Raw genomic sequence first — 18,417 nt, 5'->3', positions numbered from 1 at the left:
CGGGCGTTCGGCGCACACCGATTTAACGAATCTGGAAGGAACACGATGACGACCGACACCAGCAATCCCCTCCTCGACTTTTCCGGCCTGCCGCGCTTCGACGCGATCAAGCCCGAGCACGTCACGCCCGCCATCGAACAGCTGATTGCGGATGCGAACGCCGTAGTGGCCCAACTCGAAGCCCCGGTCGACGACGTCACCTGGGACACCCTGGCCCCGCTCGACGACGCCAGCGAACGCCTGGGCCGCGCCTGGGGCGTGGTCGGCCACCTGAACCACGTGGTGGACACGCCCGAGCTGCGCGCCACTTATAACGAGAACCAGCCGAAGGTCGTGGAGTTCTCCACCGCCATCGGCCAGAACGAGGCGCTGTTCGCCAAATACAAGCAGTTGCGCAACGGCCCGCACTGGGACAGCCTCAATCCGGTGCGCCAGCGCATCGTCGAAAACGCCCTGCGCGATTTCCGCCTGGGCGGCGCCGAACTGCCGGAAGATAAAAAGCCGCGCTTCGCCGAGATCCAGGAACAGCAGTCGCAGCTGTCGACCCGCTACTCGGAAAACGTGCTGGACGCGACCAACGACTACAAGCTACTCGTCGAGAACGAAGACGAACTCGCCGGCCTGCCCGACGATGTAAAAGCAGCGGCGAAGGCCGCCGCCGAGCGCGATGGCAAGGGCGGCTGGCAGTTTACCCTGCACTTCCCGTCCTACTTCCCGGTGCTGCAATTCGCCGATAACCGTCTGCTCCGCGAAAAGATCTATCGCGCCAGCGCCACCAAGGCGTCGGATGCCGGCATCATGTTCACCGAGGTCGAGAAGTGGGACAACTCGTCCAACATCGTCAACCTGCTCAAGCTGCGCAACGAAGAAGCGCGCCTGCTCGACTACGGCAGCTTCGCCGACGTCTCGCTGGTGGCCAAGATGGCGCAGAGCCCGCAGCACGTGATCGAATTCCTCGAAGACCTGGCGCGCCGCGCGCGTCCGTATGCCGAGAAAGACCTGGCCGAGCTGCGCGAATTCGCGCGCACCGAGCTTGGCATCGACGAGCTGCAATCCTGGGACGTCACCTACGCGTCCGAAAAGCTGCGCGAGAAGCGCTATGCCTTCTCGGCCCAGGAAGTGAAGGAATACTTCCCTGAACATAAGGTAGTGCAAGGCCTGTTCGGCGTGATCCGCCAGCTGTTCGAGGCCGACGTCATCCCCGAGGACGCGCCCGTGTGGCACCCGGATGTGCGCTTCTACCGCATCGAGCGCAATGGCCAGCTGGTCGGCCAGTTCTACCTCGATCCGTATGCGCGCGCCGGCAAGGCGCAGGGCGCCTGGATGAACGATGCGCGCGGCCGCCGCCTGCTCTCTGGCGGCACGGTGCAGACGCCGGTCGCCTACCTGGTCTGCAATTTCACGCCGCCGGCGATGGTGGACGGCGTGCTGCAGCCGTCACTGTTCACGCACGACGAAGTGACCACGCTGTTCCACGAGTTCGGCCACGGCCTGCACCATATGCTGACCGAAGTCGAAGAGCTGTCGGTGGCCGGCATCTCGGGCGTCGAATGGGATGCGGTGGAGCTGCCGTCGCAGTTCATGGAAAACTTCTGCTGGGAGTGGGACAAGCTGCAGCAGATGACGGCGCACTACAAGACCGGAGAACCGCTGCCACGCGCGCTGTACGACAAGATGCTGGCGGCGAAGAACTTCCAGTCCGGGATGCAGACCCTGCGCCAGGTCGAGTTCTCGCTGATCGACATGCACCTGCATTACGATTTCGATCCACACAACCAGGAAGTGCAAAGCCTGGTCGACGACATCCGCCGCAACTTCGCCGTCATCACGCCGCCGTCGTTCAACCGCTTCCAGCATTCGTTCAGCCATATCTTCGCGGGCGGCTATGCGGCCGGCTATTACAGCTATAAATGGGCCGAGGTGCTGTCCGCCGACGCTTATGCCGCATTCGAAGAAGCCGTCGAAGGCGGGGCCGACCTGTTCGAAACCGGACGCCGCTTCCATCGCGAGATCCTCGCCGTGGGCGGCTCGCGTCCCGCGCTTGAATCGTTCAAGGCCTTCCGCGGCCGCGAACCTTCGATCGACGCCCTGCTGCGCCATAGCGGCATGAATGCCTGATCGTTCAGAAAACTGCGCAGAAAACTGCGCAGGAAACTGCACCGGAGGGCGAAAGCCCTCCTCTTTTTAGTGATGCCATGACCCGGATCGACTTCCACACGAATATCCCAGATAAGCTGTCCTATGCCTGCCGGCTGGCGCGCAAGGCATATGGCTCACGCGCCAAAGTCGTGGTGCTGGCAGAAAGCACCGAGCAGGCCGAGGCATTGAATGCGGCGCTGTGGAACGTGGGCGATACCGATTTCATTCCGCACGTGCTGGCCGACGATCCGCTGGCGCCGCAAACGCCGATCGTGATTACCGATAATGAAGACGCGACGCTACCGCACCACGATATGCTGGTGAACCTCACGCGCCGCACGCCGAACAATTTCGCGCAATTCGCGCGCGTGTTCGAAATCATTTCGACCGATGAAGACGATGCCGCCGAGGGACGCAAACGCTATGTCGCATATAAAAAGCAATCCTATCCATTGACCCACTTCGTCGCAGGACAGACATGAACCAGGATCCCGCTTTCGATACCAGCATTCCCGTATTGACCGAGGTCGTCGCCGACTCGCCGGCGCCGGCCGCGCCAGTGGCGTCGGCTGCTCCCGCTGCTGTTGCGGCAGTCGCCATCACGACGGAAACGAGCGCCAGCGACGACGACGCGGATACCCCGGAGGCGCTGGAGCGGCGGGCCGCCGACCGTTGGAGCGGCGAACAATGGAGCGTCATGGAACGCCGCCTCACCGAACGCGTACTGCAGCAATTGCAGGGACGGATCGATTTCGTGCTCGAACAGCGGCTGCGCGATGGCATCGCCGAAGCGGTGGATAAAGCGATGGCGGGTTTTTCGGCTGAAATTCGAGCTAGCCTGCATCAATCGCTGGACCAGGTCGTGACCCGCGCCGTTTCACAAGAAATTGCCCATCTCCAGACCCTGGGAAAATAACCCCATATGCATTAATAATTTGCCATGGGATTTGATTCGACATCACCCCGCGCACGATTGTCATTCATATTTGACGATTAAATAGTAAAATCCCTGCGCGGCACTTCGAAACGAATCGAATCACCTAATCAAGGATGAAACAAAATGGCAAACATCGATCTGTCGGGTTATAACCTCGCCGAGCTGAAGGGACTTCAATTCGATATCGAAAAGGAGATCAAAAACCGCCAGCAGCAAGACGTCAAGAAAGCGCGTGAGCAGATTCTCGAGATCGCTCAGAATATGGGAATCTCGGTGGAAGAATTGCTGGCCAAGGGCACTGGCAAAAGCAAGAAAGCGGGCAGCGGCGCCAAGGTGAATCCCCAATACCACAACCCGGCCGACAACTCCCAGACCTGGACCGGCCGCGGCCGCCAGCCGAAATGGGTAGTCGAAGCACTGGGCAAGGGCAAGTCGCTCGACGATCTGCGTATCTGAGCTTTCAGATCATTCCGCGTGGGGTGGACCGGGGCGCGTAGTCGGCGCTGCCGTCCACCCCACATGCATTTAAGCATCCTCTCTTGCGTCTCGTGAAACGAACTTCCCTCATTGCCGCGCTCGTGGGCGCCGCCATCCTGGCTATCGGCACGGCCGTCTACTTCACCGATACCATCGAACAACGCCCCGGCGCCCTGGCCATCCTGACGCCGCCCATCGCGAAGACCACGCCATTCTGGCCGGCGCGCGTGAGCCTGCTGGCGGGCGACGGCCGCGACGGCGTGATCGACGGGCCGGCCAGCGCCAGCCGCTTCAGCGACCCGTACGGCGTGGCCATCGGCCCGCGCGGCGCGGTCTACGTCGCCGACGGGGGCGAAGCCAACCGCATCCGCCTGGTCCAACCCGACGGCACGGTCTCGACGCTGGCCGGCGGCAAGGAAGGCTTTACCGACGGCATCGGCGCGGCGGCCGCCTTCCACACCCCGTCCGCCCTGGCGCTCGACCATGAAGGCAATCTGTACGTGGCCGACACCGGCAACCATGCGATCCGCAAGGTGGCGCCCGACGGCACGGTGACCACGGTGGCCGGCAGCGGCAGCCCCGGCTACCTGGATGGCGTGGGCCGTGCGGCCCAGTTCAACGGCCCGGTCGGCATCGCGGTGGACGACGCCGGCATCGTCTACGTGGCCGACACCTATAACGACCGCATCCGCCGCATCGCGCCCGACGGCACGGTGACCACGCTGGCCGGCAATGGAAAACCCGGCCTGCTGGACGGCGCGCTGCTGGACGCCGGCTTCGACACCCCGAGCGCGCTGGCGGCCGACCGCGACGGCACGCTGTACGTGGCCGACACCGGCAACCACGCGGTGCGCCGCATCAAGCCCGACGGCACGGTCGACACGCTGGCGATCCCGCTCGAGGGCGAGATCCGGCCGCCGCTGCGGCGTCCGGCGGGCCTGGCGCTCACGCGCGACGGCTACCTGTACATCGCCGCCAGTTCCGGCGGCCGCATCCTGCAACTGACGCCGCAAGGAGAAATGCGTCCGCTGCAGGACGCCGACCGCCCGCTTGATCCGAACGGCTTCGGCAGCGACGGCACGGTGCAGCTGTACGGCCCGCGCGGCATCGCGGTCAGCCGCGACGGCAGTCTGGTGGTGGCCGACGCCAGTGCCCACCGCGTGCACCGGCTGGCGCCGCCGCGCGAGGGCGAACCTGCGCCGGTACTGGCGCGGCCGGCGCTGGTCACGCGCACCGAACCGATGCCGTGGCCGGTCGGCCCGCAAGACATGGTCCATGAAGTCGTCGGCGTGATGGGCGAGGTGCGCGGCGCCTACAACGGAGACAGCCGCCACCATTTCCACGCCGGCCTGGACGTGCGCGCCGACGTCGGCGCGAAAGTGCTGGCGGTGTTCCCGTCGAAAGTGACCGACCCGCATGCCAACTGGGGCTTCAACACGCTCAGCGAAGGCCTGAGCCTGGGCCCGCTCTCGTACATCCACATGCGCGTCGGCCGCGACCCGCAGGGCCGGCCGCTCGATCCGCGCTTCCAGATCCTGCGCGACGCCAAAGGTAAAGCTGAACGCGTGCGGGTGCCGCGCGGCACCCGCTTCGCGGTAGGCGATGCGCTCGGCACCATCAATGCCATGGCCCACGTCCACCTGGATTACTACCAGGGCGGCAACGTGGTCAACCCGCTCACCTTGCCCTTCACGGGCTTTACCGACACCGTCCCGCCGTACATCCAGCGCATCGCGCTGTACGACGGCGCCGGCAAGCGCATCACGGCGAAGAAGGGCCAGCCGATCCTGTTGACCCGCAGCCTGGGCGACATCCAGGTGGTGGTCAACGCCTACGACCAGGTGAACGGCAACCTGGCGCGCCGCAAGCTCGGCCTGTACAAGCTGGGCTACCAGCTGCTGGGCGCCGACGGCACGCCGCTCGCCGGCTTCGAGCAGCCGCTCATCACCCAGGTCTTCGACCGCCTGCCGCGCAACCAGGACGCCGTCAAGGCCGTCTACGCGCCGACCAGCGGCATTACGGTCTACGGCAGCAAGTCGACCCAGTTCGACTACGCGCTCAACAACCGCCTGCAGGACGGCGAGATCGAGACCGGCAGCTGGCGCATCGGCGAGCTCGCCCCCGGCCGCTACACCCTGCGCATCCACGCCGCCGACTTCGCCGGCAATCTGGCGCTGGAGGGGCGCGACCTGGCCTTCGAAGTGGTGGAGTAAAGGCCTCGCGGCTGCCCTCCATGTAACCTTCGGACCAGGCCGGCATCTGAGTAAGAGAAGGAGGCGGCGATGAACAGGTACGACATGCTCATCGCCGGCGCAGGGCCAACCGAGTTGGTGCTGGCCCTGTGGCTGGCACTCTCGGGCGTCAAGGTCTCGGTCGTGGATAAGGCGGGGTAGCCCGGCACGACCCTCGCGCGCTTCTCGCAACAGGACGCCGGCGAGAAGCTCACGCCGTTCTTTCAAACTTACGCAATGCTAACCGTAGTTAGCTTTGCTGTTGAATTCCTGCTTCACGGGAGACGGTTTCACCTGACAATGTACATGCCGGGCCAGCGCCTTCTCCTCCACAGGCAGAGACGGTGGAACTCACCGCCAACATCTTCAACGGCAGCCAGATACAGGAGCCGATGGTTATAAGAGGGGCGAGACGAGACATAGTTCCCGAAATTGTCTCCGCAAGAGGAGTTATTTGTTCGCGACTTGCACGGCATTGACGTCGCGGCCGACGGCGAGGTGCACGTCTCGCTCGAGACGTCCGACTTCATCATCATGCTGCCCTATTCCGACACCGGTCGCGGACGCCTGATCGGCATCGTGCATGCAAGCCGCACGGCCGGCGCCGGCCCCTATACCTTCGACAACGTCGGCCACAGCGCCCTGTCCAGCCTGGGCCTGCGGGTCGACCAGGTGCACTGGTTCTCGACCTACCGCGTGCACCACCGCGTGACCAGCCATTACCGCAGCGGCCAGGTCTTCCTGGTCGGCGACGCCGCCCACGTGCACAGCCCGGCCGGTGGCCAGGGCATGAATACCGGCATCGGCGACGCCGTCAACCTGGCCTGGAAGCTGGCCGCCGTGGTGCGCCACGAGGCGCCGGACAGCCTGCTCGACAGCTACGAGACCGAAAGACTGGCGTTCGCGCGCAAGCTGGTCGACACCACCGACCGCCTGTTCAACTTCATCACGGCCGAGGGCAACTTCGCCGATTTCGTGCGCACCCGGATTGCGCCGCTGTTCGCCACCGTTGCCTATGGCGTCGACGCGGTGCGCGAACTGATCTTCAAAATCGTCTCGCAGATCACGATCAGCTACCACGACAGCCCGCTCAGCACCGGCAGCGCGGGGAGCATCAAGGCCGGCGACCGGCTGCCCTGGGTCGAGGCAGATGGCGTGGACAACCACGCGCCGCTGGAGAAGATCGACTGGCAGGTGCAGGTCTATGGCGAGGCCGGCGATGGCCTGCGCGCCTGGTGCCTGCTGCACGGCATGCCCATGCGCGAATTCGCCTGGACCGCGCGCCATGAAGCAGCCGGCTTCGCACGCAACGCCTACTATCTCGTGCGGCCGGATGGCCACATCGCGCTGTGCGATCCGGGCCGCGGGCCGGACGCCCTCGCCCACTACTTCCGCGACCGCGCCTACCGGCGCTTCTGCGACTGACGGTCGCCCTACCCGTCCGGCATGAAATATCATCACTTCTAGACATCAATGTCTAGATAACCTAAGCTGGCTGTCGCCGGGAATCCTCCCGCCTCACAAGGACCGTCATGCTGAAGAACTCGCCGCCATATTCGCCATCGCTTCCTGCGCCGCACTCACCCCGGCCCAGGCGGCCGACCTGCCGAACTATCCCTTCATCCACGTGAACGCCGCCGCCAACCTGCACGTGATGCCGGACGTGGGCGAGATCGATTTCGAGATCGTCAGCCTGGACCCCGACCTGGAAGCGGCCTGGAAGCTGGTGAGCGAACGGCTCGAGGCCAGCCGCGCGCTGCTCGCGCAGCATGGCGTCGCGGTCGAGGACATCTCGGTGCAGGACCTGCTGCGCCGTCCTCTCAAGCAAGGCGATACGGTGCAGGCGATCGAGACCCGCGCCGCGGTCCACGCCACGGTGCGCAATCTGGAGGGGTGGACGGCGCTGATCCAGGCCCTGATGACGATGCCGCACGTCGAGTCGCTGGCGGTCGCCTTCAGCCGCAGCGACGCCGACAAGATCGAGGCGGAACTCGTGAGCCAGGCCCTGGGCGCGGCGCGCCTGAAGGCGCAGAACATCGCGCGCGGCATTGGCGCCAGGCTGGGAGCGGCGAACGGCGTGGCGCTTGCGCCGCTCAAGAATCTATCGAACGCGATGGGACTGGCCACTGACGGGCCGCGTTACAGCCCGGTGTCCGCGCCGGGAGATCCGCTGCTGGTGACGGTACAAAAATTGGTGCAGGGCGTGGACGTGATCTACCGGATCGGCAAGTAAGCCTCAAGTGAGCATCAAGTGAACATCAGCGCGTCGGCGCCGGCCCGTGCCCGATCTTCATGCGCAGCAGGCGGTATGGCTTGGCACGCAGGTCCTTGCCGCCGTTGAAGCCGGCCTGGCGGTGCAACTGGTTGGCGGTGACGTACAGGTAGCCATCCGGACCGACGGACAGCGTATCGGGCCACAGCAGCTCGGGGCTTTGCGCAATGGTGCGCCAGCTGCCATTGGCTTCCAGGCGGCGGATCGCATTGTTTTCGTAGTCGGTTGCATACAGGTTGCCGGCGGCATCGGTCTCCAGCCCGTCGGACGCACCCTTCTCGCCCAGGTCGCGCACGGCCAGCGCCAGCGCCGCCTCGCTGACCGCCGCATCGCGCAACAGGCGCGTTGCCACCGCGTAGCCATGCCGGCCCGACAACGGGCTGAAATACAGGGTCTCGCCGTCGGGCGAGAGCGCGATGCCGTCCGACGCCACCCGGAACGGCGCGGTCTTGCCATCGGCTGCACGGCTCTGCAAGACGCGGCCCTCTACGCGCGGCACGAAGTGCGGGTCGGCCGAGGTGGAGCGATCCCCTTGCAGGCGGCGCTGCGCCTTGCCGGTGGCCAGGTCGAGCACGATGATGGCGCCCGGCCCGCTCAGCGACGAATCGGTCACATAGGCCACGCCTTCGGCGCCCACGCGGAAATCGAAACGCACGTCGTTGACGTAGGTGCTAGGCAGGATCACCTCGGGCGGAAACACGATCGTCCTGACCACCTTGTCGGTCTTGAGGTCGACCGCCACCAGCTTGGCGCCGCCCGGCCTCGGCGCGGCGAAGCCCGGTGCGGCGGTGTCCAGGATCCACAGGCGTCCCTGGCCATCGGCGACCACGCTTTGCACGCTGACCAGGCCGCGGGCCGGATCGTCGGGGTCGGCGCGGTTGATGGCGGCGTCGGGATACGGAACCGGCCTGCCATCGCGGATTTCCGCCACCGTATAGGGGACGTCATCGCCCCAGCGCGGGAAGTTCACGAAGATGCGCTTGCCTTCGGCCACCGTGACACCGGTGGGCATCGGGCCGTCGAAGGCGGCCACGCGTTCGAGCTGGCCGATGGTCGGGATGGGCGCGGCCGTCGCCGCGTGGGCCGCGCCCGGGACGGCGATGGCAATAGCGATGGCGGCGTACAAGCGCGCGAGGGTCTTTGGATGCATCATGTCATTCTCCTGTCATGTATGGGCGAGCTGGCCGGTTCATCGGCGTATGATCGATTTGTCCAGCTCGTTGTCGGGAGAAGCATAGGACTTCTCGTGGCAGCGAAACAGCCAGCGGAGTGGGTAGCACTTTCACGCTCGCAGTGAAGATCCACACAGACTTCTTCGCGATCCACCTTGCCGCTGCGCTTGTCTACCGTGAAAGGAACCAGCATGAGTAAGCAACAGAAAGAAAAACTGGCGTCGCAAGGCAAAGACGCGGCCATCGCAGCGCCGGCCGAACAGCAAGTCCCGCAGCAGGCTGCAGCGGTGGCGCCATCCGAACCCCAGCAGGATCAACCTTTGCCGAAGGAAGAACCGATCCGCCCGGTCAAGGCCGAACCGGTGCGCCTGCGCGGGCGCATGACGCTGGAAGACGCCTTCCAGTCCATCGGCCTCAATTGCGTCCAGCAGATCGAAGCGAACCTGCCGGGCGTGGGCAAGCAAAACGTCGAAAGCCTGCACCAGATGCGGGTCGGGCTGCGCCGCCTGCGCGCGCTGCTTGCCATGTTCGAGGACCTGGCCGCGCCGCCGGTTGCCCTGCATGCCGACATCGAATGGCTGTCCGGCGAACTGGGACCGGCGCGCGACTGGGACGTGCTGGCCGACTCCACCCTCGACCGGGTCCAGGGCTTCGACTCGACGGCGCTGCGCCAGGCCGCGCACGAGCGGGCGAACGCGCACCACGCGCACATCCTGAACGTGCTGCGTGAGCCGCGCTACGTCGAGCTGATGATGCAGCTGAACGAATGGCTCGGCGAACGCCGCTGGCGTCCCGAGGCCACGCTGGACAAGGATTCGCCGCTGGCCGAGCGCGCCGCCAGGGCCGCCCTGCCCCTGCTGCGCAAGGCCGAGAAGCGCCTGGCCAAACGCATCGACGGCCTGGACGAGGACGACGCGCCGGGCCGCCACCGGGTGCGCATCGCCGCCAAGAAGGCGCGCTACGCTGCTGAATTCTTCCGCGACCTGCTGCCGGCGCGCCGCGTCAAGCGCTACGTCGGCCACCTGGAAAAGCTGCAGGACCGCCTTGGCCTCCTGAACGACATGGCGGTGGCCGACCACCTGCTCGAGGAACTCAAGGGCGGCAGCAGCCAGGTCGCCAAACAGGCCGCCTATGTGCGCGGCTACATGGCCGCCAGCAGCGAAGCCGATGCCCAGGGCCTGGCGAAGACGCTGGCGGACGTCGCCAAGCGCCGTATCACGCGCTGATCCTGCCCCGCGGCGGCGCGCCAGGCGGCCGTCGGCGCACCACCTTCCGGCGCCGCCGCACCGCCCGGGTGCGGCCCGCGCGGACCCTGTATTTATCGCTTTCCGAAGCCTGTAATTTGCGGTAACGTTGCTCTGCAATTTCAGATCTGCCACGTCCACCACCCTACTTCGGAGCCCGTCCATGCGGTTCATCAGCAAGCCCATCGCGTTCGCCATTGCCCTGACCGTCGCCTCCGGCGCCGGCGCCCAGCAGATCGTCAAGATCGGCCATGTGGGACCGGTCTCCGGCCCCAATTCCCACCTCGGCAAGGACAACGAAAATGCGGCGCGCATGGCGATCGATGAACTCAACGCCAAGGGCTTCACGATCAACGGCCAGAAGGTCACCCTGCAGCTGCTGGCCGAGGACGACGCCAGCGATCCCAAGCAGGGCACGGCGGTGGCGCAGAAGCTGGTCGACGCCAAGGTCAATGGCGTGGTCGGCCACCTGAACTCCGGCACCAGCGTGCCCGCCTCGCGCATCTACCACAACGCCGGCCTGGTGCAGGTGTCGCCGGCCACCACCGCGACCCAGTTCACCAAACAGAAATTCCCGGGCGTGTTCCGCGTGGTCGCCAACGACGCCAAGCTGGGCGGCACCCTCGGCAAGTACGCGGTCGAGACGCTCAAGGTCAAGAACATCGCCGTCATCGACGACCGCACCACCTACGGCCAGGGCGTGGCCGCCGAATTCGCGAAGGCCGCCAAGGGCCCGGGCGTGCGCATCGTCGACAAGCAGTTCACCAGCGCCACCGCCACCGACTTCACTGCCATCCTCACCGCCATCCGCGCCAAGAAGCCCGACCTGGTCTTCTTCGGCGGCATGGATGCGGTGGCCGGCCCGATGCTCAAGCAGATGAAGGCGCTCGGCATCAATGCCCGCTTCATGGGCGGCGACGGCATGTGCACCACGGCGCTGGGCCGCCTGGCCGGCGACGCGGTCGGCGAAGACAAGGTCGTGTGCGCCGAAGCGGGCGGCGTGAAAGGCGCACAAGAGCAGGTGATGACCGACTTCCGCAACCGCTTCAAGCAGAAGACGGGGCTCGAAGTGCAGCTGTATGCGCCGTATGTGTACGACTCGGTGATGGTGATGGCGGCCGCGATGCAGAAGGCGAAATCGGCCGAGCCGGCGAAGTACCTCCCTGAGCTCAAGAAGATCAAGTACGAGGGCGTGACCGGCACCATCCAGTTCGATCCGTCGGGCGACATCCTCGATGGCGCGCTGACGCTGTACACCTACAAGGGCGGCAAGCGCACGCGGATGGACGTGATCCGCTGATCGTCACGCCGCCAGACTTTCGTGGAGTAGACCGATGGGCATCCTGGCCGCACCGCAGCAACTGGTCCGAGGATCTTCCACGCATGGCGGCGGCGACATCGCGGCGCGCCTGCGCGCCTGGCATGAGGAGGCCACGGCGCTGTGCTTCGTCTATGCCAGGTCGCTGGGCGGTCTGGTGCAGTCGGGCCGCGGACGCATCGCCATGCTCAACGAGATGGCGCTGAAGATCGACGCGGGCGGCTCGACCCTGCTGGTAATGCTGGCCGGCGCCACCTACGACGACGCGCCGCAGATTTTCTTCACGCCCGACTTGGGCAGCCATTTCCAGGTAGCCGGGATCGGCATCAGTCTCGGCAACCACGACTGGCTATTCTTCTCGCCCGACGAGGTGCCGCCGACGGCCTTGCCCGGGGTAGGCACTTAGCCCTCGCCAGACACCCGCGCGACACTGCCGCAGTCGCTGCCCAGCCATTTACCCGTGCCGCTGGTTTTCTGGGTCACCATCATGCCGTTCGGACCGGCCACGGTGGCAGTCGAGTCGAAGGTATAGGCCGTCTCGTTCGGGGTCTTCACAACGGCATCGATTTTCATTTGCGGCTGGGTGCACTGCATGCTGACATTCATGCCGCCCGCGGCGGGGGTCGCATTCCTGGTGCAGCCGTCAGGACCTTTTTTGCCAAATACGTCGAACTTCGCGATGTCCTCTTTGGTGATGCACTGTTTGGTGCGCAGGCCATCGTCCGTGAATTCAGTCCCACTGGCGCCCAGCCTTTTCTGTATCTCCGCGCGCTGGGCCGGCGACATCGAGGCCATCTGATTCTTCATCAACGCAGCGATACCCGCCATCTGATTGCCCCCGCCCTGGCCGGGCAGGGTCATGTCGATCTGCCACAGCCCAGGCTTGATATTGACTTGCTGCGCAAACGCATTCGTCGCGCACAAGGTTGCCATACTCAATGCGATGCTTGCGGTCCGAATCATTCTCATAGTCGCTCCTGGTGGTTGGCCACCAGTGTAGCCGACCTGGCTCCGCCGCCGCGCACGCAGACGCGCCTCCTTTCGCGCCCATCCCTATTAGGGTCAGAGTAAAATTAATTAGCAATTTCCCTAAAACCTTACGAATTAATTAGGGTCGGAGTCAAATTATTGAGCAATTTTCCCGCGCCGGCTGTCGTTCCAATGGCGCGTCGCCATACCATTTCCCCACGGTGTGATTTTGCACAAGCGATCGTTAGGCTGATTTTGATTTCGCACAAAATAATCATTTTCCGCCTTGGGAGCTACGTCTTCACGGCATCTAAAATCAATCGCGTCTTTCGTTTGTGCAAAAAGTTATCAAAGAATTCGACTCTGACCCTAATTGATTAGTAAGGTTTTGAGGAAATTGCCGAATAATTCGACACTGACCCTACCTGGACGATCCTGTACAACGAATGAAGTCGGCCGTAAACGACAAAGCGCGCCTTGCTCACGCAGGCGCGCTTTTTACGGATAAGGGTGATGCTTACTTGGTCGCCAGCACCCACTTGACCAGCGAGCGCGCCTCGGCCTCGCTCACCTGCGGATTTGCCGGCATCGGGATCGGGCCCCAGGTGCCCGAGCCGCCTTTCAGCACCTTCTGCACCAGCTTGTCCTCGGCGCCCTTCTGGCCCGCGTACTTCTGCGCGACGTCCTTGTAGGCAGGACCGACCAGCTTGGTGGCGACGGTGTGGCAAGCCATGCAATTCTTGGCCTTGGCCAGGTCGGCCTGGGCGTACGCACCCGACGACGCGAAAGCCGACAGCACCACACACAACATCAGGGACCGCTTCATTTGTTTCTCCGAATTTATGACTGATTGGATTCTACCCCCTTTCCCACTGGGGCAATCGGGTCGATACACTCTGTAACGCGATCGCCACGTTTACCAATATCCTGTAACAAGAAACTGTCAACTTTTACCGCACACTCGAGCATTGTCAAAGGCGAACGATCACACGTCCGGCAGGACGGCCTTCCACCAGGAAGCGCATCGCTTCCGGCGTCGCTTCGAACGGATACACTTTCGCCACGACCGGCTTGATCTTTTCCTCAACCAGCAGCCGGCTGATGCCTTGCCAGGCCAGCGCCCACCGCTCCGGACTCTCGAACAGGAAATTAAAGCCACGAATCTGCGCGGCTTTCCAGATCAGCTTCGTCACGTCGATCGCGACTTCACGCCCGGCCGAATAGCCGACCGTGACGATGGTCCCGCGTGCGGCCAGCACCTCCAGCGAGGCGAAAAGCACGGGGCCGCTCAAGCCATCGACGACCACGTCCACGCCACGGCCGCTGGTCTCGCGCAATATCGCCTCCGCCAGCACGGCCTCGTTCATGTCGATGACATGGTCGAAACCCGCCGCACGCGCCAGCGCCGCCTTGCCCGGGGAACCCGTCGACGACAAAACGAGGCCGGCGCCCATGCTCGACCACCCCCGAGCCCTCATTACCAAGTATCAGGGGCGCGGCGACCATCGGCATCTTGCCATGCAGGATGGCATGATCGACAACGTTGACGCCGGCGGCGGCCACCCGGACCAGAAGCCGGTCCTGATCCGCCACCGGCATCGCGGTTTGTTCAAGCCGGATTCCGCCAAACCCCGTGAATGAATCTGCTACGAATGCACGCATCATCAATGCTCTTTCTTGTTTTCCGTGGCCCGGCCGGCCACCAGGCCTGCGAGCGCCTCGGCGGCCTTGTAGCCAGGGGCGACGCCCTCGACCAGGATGACGTCGGCCGACGCATTCGCGGTGCGTAGCGCAATGATGTCCTGGTAGGCCGCCGAGCCGTACCAGCCCTCGGCGCTGGCGCTGTCGGGAAACTCGATGAGGACGAGCTGGCCGGTCCACGCGCCTTCCAGCGGCTTGATGGCGCCGTTATGGACGCGGAACCGCCCCGCGTAAGGGGCGAGCGTCGCGTCGATGCGGCCGAGGTATTCGACGATGTCGTCGTTGACGGTCGAATGCGTGATGTGTGCGAGAGCGAAAGTGGTCATGGGTTTCCCGAAAATGTGAAGGTCATACGAGGATCAACGCGGCTTTTCCCAGCATGGATCCCGCTTCCAGGGCGCGATGCGCCTGCGCGCCTTCGGCCAGTGGAAAGGTCTGGCTCACGTGCGGCGTCAGGCGGCCGGCGGCCACCCACTCGGCTAACTGGCGCAGGCCGGCGCCGTCGGGCTGGACGGCGATGCTGGAAAAGCGCTTGCCGGCCGCCGCGGCCAGCGCCGGCATGTGGCCATGGCTGAGGCCAAGCGCCGTCACGACGATCCCGCCAGGCCTCAACACCTGCAACGAGCGTTCCGCGCAATCTCCGCCGACCACGTCGAACACCACATCCACGTCCCGCACCTGCTCGGTAAAATCGACTGCGGTGTAATCGATGACCTCATCCGCACCGCACCCACGCACGAAGGCGTGCTTGGATGCGCTGGCGGTTGCGATCACATGCGCGCCCATGGCCTTGGCCACCTGCACCGCCAGATGGCCGACGCCGCCGCCTGCGCCATGGACCAGGACACGCTGCGAAGGCTGCAGCCGCGCGATGTCGCGCAGCGCCTGAAGCGAAGTCAGGCCGGCCAGTGCCAGCGACGCCGCCTGGGCGTGGCTCAGTTGCGCAGGCTTGTGCCAGAGCTGCCCCGCGGGCGCCACGACGTATTCGGCGTAGGCATTGGCGGCGCGCGGGAACAACGGCATGCCGAACACCTCGTCGCCGACCTTGAACGTCGTCGTGCCAAGCTCGATTTCCTCGACCACGCCGGAGATGTCCCAGCCCGGCACCACCGGCGCCGGCCCCAGGATCGGCATCACGCCGGCGCGCGTGTACAGGTCGATCGGATTGACGCTTGCCGCATGAACGCGCACCAGCACGTCGCCAAAGTTGCGAACGGGGCGCGGTCGCTCTTCCAGCACAAGAACGTCGGGACCGCCGAAGCTGTGTTGAATCAAACTTTGCATTGCAATTCTCCTGGTTGGTTGGCCGCTTGATCGGCCGCGCAGGCATTGTCGGATTGACGGTCTCTGATGTAAACTAGGCACCTTTATGGAAGGTAGGTACCTGATGGATACCATGCTCAATGGCCTGACGCCCAGCCAGCGTCGCAAACTGCCGCCGGCCGATGTCTTCAACGGGAATTGCCCGTCGAGGGAGCTGGTCGACATCCTCTCGGGCAAATGGGCGACGCTGCTGCTGTGGTCGCTCGCGCGTGAACCGATGCGGTTTGGCGAGTTGCGGCGCCGGCTGGAAGGCGTGACGCAGAAAATGCTGACGCAGACGCTGCGCACGCTCGAGCGCAATGGCCTGGTGTCGCGCACCGTGTACGCCACCACGCCGCCGAGCGTCGAGTACGCGCTGACGCCGCTCGGGGTGAGCGTGTCGGGAATCTCCGAGCAGATGTGCCAGTGGGCGCAGGTACACATCAAGGACGTGATCGTGGCCCGCCAGGGTTATGACAAGGCTGCACTGCGGCCGGACGGCGTATCGATCGTCACGGGTGGCAAGCGCCAATCGTGAGTCCACATGAATTCGCCCCACAAGCATCGTTTTCTTTGTAAGATGCCTGCTTGTAAGGAGTACAGCACATGCCCCTGATCCTGTTGATCGTCGCCCTTGCCGCCCTGCGTTTCTTCGAGGTCTGGCGTTTTGCCGAGCTGTCCTGGTGGGTCATCGCCGGGCTGTTCGTGCTCGCCTTCATCTGGTTCGAGTACATCGAAAAGATCCTCGGGCTCGACAAGAAAAAGGAACATGAGCTCCAGGACAAACGCCGCAACGAACGCGTCAAGAAGACCCTCGACAAGCGCCGCTGAACCGGCCCTGTGATACATTGGACATATCACAGTCCCGTCCAATCATTACCCATGCATCCCGAACTGCGCCAGCTGCGCCATTTCGTCACCGTGGCCGAAGAGCTGCATTTCGGCCGCGCCGCGCGCCGCCTGCACATGACCCAGCCGCCGCTGTCGCAGAGCATCGCCAACCTCGAAGAACTGTTCAAGGCCCCGCTGTTCGTGCGTAACCGGCGCATGGTCGGCCTGACCGCGGCCGGCGCCGCCCTGCTGCCGGAAGCGCGCCGCATCCTCGAGGAGGCCGCCGCGCTGCCCGAGCTGGTGCGGCGCGCGGCCAGCGGCGAAGCGGGCCGCCTGGCCCTGTCCTTCGTCTCGACCGCCGGCCTCGGCATGCTGCCCGACGTGCTGCGCCGCTATCGCGCCGCCTATCCGGCCGTGCGCCTGGTGCTGCAAGAGGCGACCTCCGACGTCCAGTTCGACGAACTGCTCTCGGGCCGCATCGACGCCGGCTTCGTGATACCGCCGCAGCCGGGCGCCGCCGACGTCATGGCCGACGGCGCCCTGGATTACCTCAAGATCGTCGACGAGCCGCTGGTGCTGTGCGCACCGAGCGGCCTGGCGGCGCTGGACAAACCAGGCCCGGTGCGGCTGCGCGACCTGCCGCCGCTGCCGCTGGTGATCTTCCCGCGCGCAGTGGCGCCCAGCCTGCACGATGCGATCCTGGCCTGCTTTCGCACGGCCGGGGTGCTGCCCACCATTGGCCAGGAAGCGATCCAGATGCAGACCATCGTCAGCCTGGTTTCCGGCGGCATGGGCTTGGCACTTGTGCCACAATCCGTGTCGAACCTGATGCGTCCCGGCGTAGAATACCGTGCCCTGCACGACCCGGCGCCGCTGGCCGAAACCGGCCTGGCCTGGCGGCGCGACAACGATTCGCCCGTGCTGAGGGGCTTCCTGGAATGTTTGAAGAATTGAAGAGAGACTGACTATGCTGATTCATCCGCAGCCGGACCCGATCGCCATTGCGCTCGGCCCGGTGCAAATCCACTGGTACGGCCTGATGTACGTGGTGGCCTTCGCCCTGTTCATCATCCTGGGCCGGGTGCGCATCCGCATGCCGCACGTGGCCGCGCAGGGCTGGACCCGCGACGACCTGGACGACATGCTGTTCTACGGGATGCTGGGCGTGATCGTGGGCGGCCGCCTTGGCGAAGTGCTGTTCTACCAGCCACTGTACTTCCTCGAACATCCGCTCGAGATCTTCATGATCTGGAAGGGCGGCATGTCCTTCCACGGCGGTTTCCTGGGCGTGCTGATCGCGATGGCGCTGTGGGCCCGCAAACGCAAGCGCAACCTGCTCGACGTGTACGACTTCATCGCGCCGCTGGTGCCGCTCGGCTATGCCGCCGGCCGCATGGGCAACTTCATCAACGCCGAACTGCCGGGCCGCCTGGCCGACCCGAGCCTGCCGTGGGCCATGCTGTGGCCCGGCGTGGCTGGCCCGCGCCATCCATCGCCGCTGTACCAGGCGCTGGTCGACGGCGTGCTGGTGTTCGTGATCCTGTGGATGTTCGCGCGCAAGGCGCGTCCGCGCCTGGCGGTCGGCGCCATGTTTACCCTGCTGTATGGCTGCGCGCGCTTCTTCACCGAATGGTTCCGCGTGCCGGACTGGGAAACCACCGTGTTCGGCCTGCCGATCACTTCGGGCCAGGTGCTGTCGCTGCCGATGATCGTCGCCGCCCTCGTCATGCTGGCCTGGGCCTATCGCCAGGCGCCGGGCCGGCCTGTAACCGCCTGATCCGCCTCTGAGTGGGCGAGCGCACAGAGCGCTCGTCCTTCACGCCC

Annotated in this window: 21 protein-coding genes and 1 pseudogene; 15 read left to right on the top strand and 7 right to left on the bottom strand. The window is 65.0% G+C overall.

Translation table 11 applies throughout. From position 1 onward, the window contains the following. Positions 1-45 precede the first annotated feature (45 nt). From SOM28_RS09570 to SOM28_RS09535, 8 genes are all read left to right on the top strand, one after another. The gene (locus SOM28_RS09570; RefSeq protein ID WP_320467974.1) at positions 46-2,118 is read left to right on the top strand and encodes a M3 family metallopeptidase; all 2,073 of its coding nucleotides are present in this window, start codon (positions 46-48) and stop codon (positions 2,116-2,118) included. Between the two features lie 77 nt (positions 2,119-2,195). Continuing rightward, complete coding sequence (locus SOM28_RS09565) at positions 2,196-2,621, top strand: DNA polymerase III subunit chi (protein WP_123071830.1); 426 nt, start codon at positions 2,196-2,198, stop codon at positions 2,619-2,621. Further along, positions 2,618-3,055, top strand: coding sequence for a DUF2486 family protein (locus SOM28_RS09560; RefSeq protein ID WP_123071831.1), 438 nt, complete (start codon positions 2,618-2,620; stop codon positions 3,053-3,055). Before SOM28_RS09565 ends, SOM28_RS09560 begins: the two co-directional genes overlap by 4 nt. Positions 3,056-3,199: 144 nt before the next feature. Further along, entirely contained in the window at positions 3,200-3,532 is a 333-nt protein-coding gene (locus tag SOM28_RS09555) for an H-NS histone family protein (protein WP_109346568.1), read from the top strand. A gap of 92 nt (positions 3,533-3,624) precedes the next feature. Next, a complete protein-coding gene (locus tag SOM28_RS09550; protein WP_320467973.1) occupies positions 3,625-5,766 on the top strand; it encodes an NHL repeat-containing protein in 2,142 nt (713 codons plus the stop codon). Positions 5,767-5,835: 69 nt separating this feature from the next. Then, complete coding sequence (locus SOM28_RS09545) at positions 5,836-5,946, top strand: FAD-dependent monooxygenase (RefSeq protein WP_123071833.1); 111 nt, start codon at positions 5,836-5,838, stop codon at positions 5,944-5,946. A 303-nt stretch (positions 5,947-6,249) separates the two neighbouring features. Then, complete coding sequence (locus tag SOM28_RS09540; protein ID WP_320467972.1) at positions 6,250-7,209, top strand: FAD-dependent monooxygenase; 960 nt, start codon at positions 6,250-6,252, stop codon at positions 7,207-7,209. Positions 7,210-7,411: 202 nt separating this feature from the next. Next, the gene (locus tag SOM28_RS09535; RefSeq protein ID WP_320467971.1) at positions 7,412-8,017 is read left to right on the top strand and encodes an SIMPL domain-containing protein; all 606 of its coding nucleotides are present in this window, start codon (positions 7,412-7,414) and stop codon (positions 8,015-8,017) included. A gap of 25 nt (positions 8,018-8,042) precedes the next feature. On the opposite strand, the gene SOM28_RS09530 is transcribed toward SOM28_RS09535, so the two are convergent. Further along, positions 8,043-9,209, bottom strand: coding sequence for an L-dopachrome tautomerase-related protein (locus SOM28_RS09530; RefSeq protein ID WP_320467970.1), 1,167 nt, complete (start codon positions 9,207-9,209; stop codon positions 8,043-8,045). Positions 9,210-9,419: 210 nt separating this feature from the next. Between SOM28_RS09530 and SOM28_RS09525 the strand changes: the two genes are divergently transcribed. From SOM28_RS09525 to SOM28_RS09515, 3 genes are all read left to right on the top strand, one after another. After that, positions 9,420-10,454 (top strand): CHAD domain-containing protein, encoded by a 1,035-nt coding sequence (locus SOM28_RS09525; RefSeq protein WP_320467969.1) that lies wholly within the window; start codon positions 9,420-9,422, stop codon positions 10,452-10,454. A 181-nt stretch (positions 10,455-10,635) separates the two neighbouring features. Continuing rightward, positions 10,636-11,772, top strand: coding sequence for a branched-chain amino acid ABC transporter substrate-binding protein (locus SOM28_RS09520; protein WP_123071836.1), 1,137 nt, complete (start codon positions 10,636-10,638; stop codon positions 11,770-11,772). A 34-nt stretch (positions 11,773-11,806) separates the two neighbouring features. Beyond that, complete coding sequence (locus SOM28_RS09515; RefSeq protein ID WP_123071837.1) at positions 11,807-12,196, top strand: hypothetical protein; 390 nt, start codon at positions 11,807-11,809, stop codon at positions 12,194-12,196. Here SOM28_RS09515 and SOM28_RS09510 read toward each other — a convergent pair. The 6 genes and pseudogenes from SOM28_RS09510 to SOM28_RS09485 form a co-directional block, all read right to left on the bottom strand. Then, positions 12,193-12,753 (bottom strand): DUF3617 domain-containing protein, encoded by a 561-nt coding sequence (locus tag SOM28_RS09510; RefSeq protein ID WP_320467968.1) that lies wholly within the window; start codon positions 12,751-12,753, stop codon positions 12,193-12,195. The two genes, SOM28_RS09515 and SOM28_RS09510, sit on opposite strands and share 4 nt — an antisense overlap. 523 nt (positions 12,754-13,276) lie before the next feature. Then, positions 13,277-13,585 carry a c-type cytochrome gene (locus tag SOM28_RS09505; protein WP_320467967.1) on the bottom strand — a complete coding sequence of 103 codons (309 nt, stop codon included), beginning with the start codon at positions 13,583-13,585 and terminating at the stop codon, positions 13,277-13,279. A 145-nt stretch (positions 13,586-13,730) separates the two neighbouring features. Beyond that, positions 13,731-14,213: a zinc-binding dehydrogenase gene (locus tag SOM28_RS09500; protein WP_320467966.1), complete on the bottom strand. Its 483-nt coding sequence runs from the start codon at positions 14,211-14,213 to the stop codon at positions 13,731-13,733. A gap of 55 nt (positions 14,214-14,268) precedes the next feature. Further along, positions 14,269-14,358, bottom strand: a pseudogene (locus SOM28_RS26305) (hypothetical protein); the annotation flags it as partial. Positions 14,359-14,423: 65 nt separating this feature from the next. After that, the gene (locus SOM28_RS09490) at positions 14,424-14,786 is read right to left on the bottom strand and encodes a DUF1330 domain-containing protein (protein WP_123071840.1); all 363 of its coding nucleotides are present in this window, start codon (positions 14,784-14,786) and stop codon (positions 14,424-14,426) included. 22 nt (positions 14,787-14,808) lie between these two features. Beyond that, complete coding sequence (locus SOM28_RS09485) at positions 14,809-15,744, bottom strand: NADP-dependent oxidoreductase (protein ID WP_320467964.1); 936 nt, start codon at positions 15,742-15,744, stop codon at positions 14,809-14,811. A gap of 103 nt (positions 15,745-15,847) precedes the next feature. On the opposite strand from SOM28_RS09485, the gene SOM28_RS09480 reads away from it, so the two are divergent. The 4 genes from SOM28_RS09480 to lgt all read left to right on the top strand — a co-directional run bounded on the left by SOM28_RS09480 (position 15,848) and on the right by lgt (position 18,370). Then, positions 15,848-16,300 (top strand): winged helix-turn-helix transcriptional regulator, encoded by a 453-nt coding sequence (locus SOM28_RS09480; RefSeq protein ID WP_320467963.1) that lies wholly within the window; start codon positions 15,848-15,850, stop codon positions 16,298-16,300. Between the two features lie 68 nt (positions 16,301-16,368). After that, positions 16,369-16,593 (top strand): TIGR04438 family Trp-rich protein, encoded by a 225-nt coding sequence (locus SOM28_RS09475; RefSeq protein ID WP_123071843.1) that lies wholly within the window; start codon positions 16,369-16,371, stop codon positions 16,591-16,593. A gap of 51 nt (positions 16,594-16,644) precedes the next feature. Continuing rightward, positions 16,645-17,547: a LysR family transcriptional regulator gene (locus SOM28_RS09470; RefSeq protein WP_320467962.1), complete on the top strand. Its 903-nt coding sequence runs from the start codon at positions 16,645-16,647 to the stop codon at positions 17,545-17,547. Between the two features lie 13 nt (positions 17,548-17,560). Further along, positions 17,561-18,370, top strand: coding sequence for a prolipoprotein diacylglyceryl transferase (gene lgt / locus SOM28_RS09465; RefSeq protein WP_320467961.1), 810 nt, complete (start codon positions 17,561-17,563; stop codon positions 18,368-18,370). Positions 18,371-18,417: the final 47 nt, after the last annotated feature.

It is taken from the genome of Massilia sp. CFBP9026, assembly GCF_034045165.1.
Taxonomy (GTDB): Bacteria; Pseudomonadota; Gammaproteobacteria; order Burkholderiales; family Burkholderiaceae_D; genus Telluria; species Telluria arenae.
Note: the sequence above shows the minus strand (reverse complement) of the source record. Positions and strands in the feature narration are given on the sequence as shown.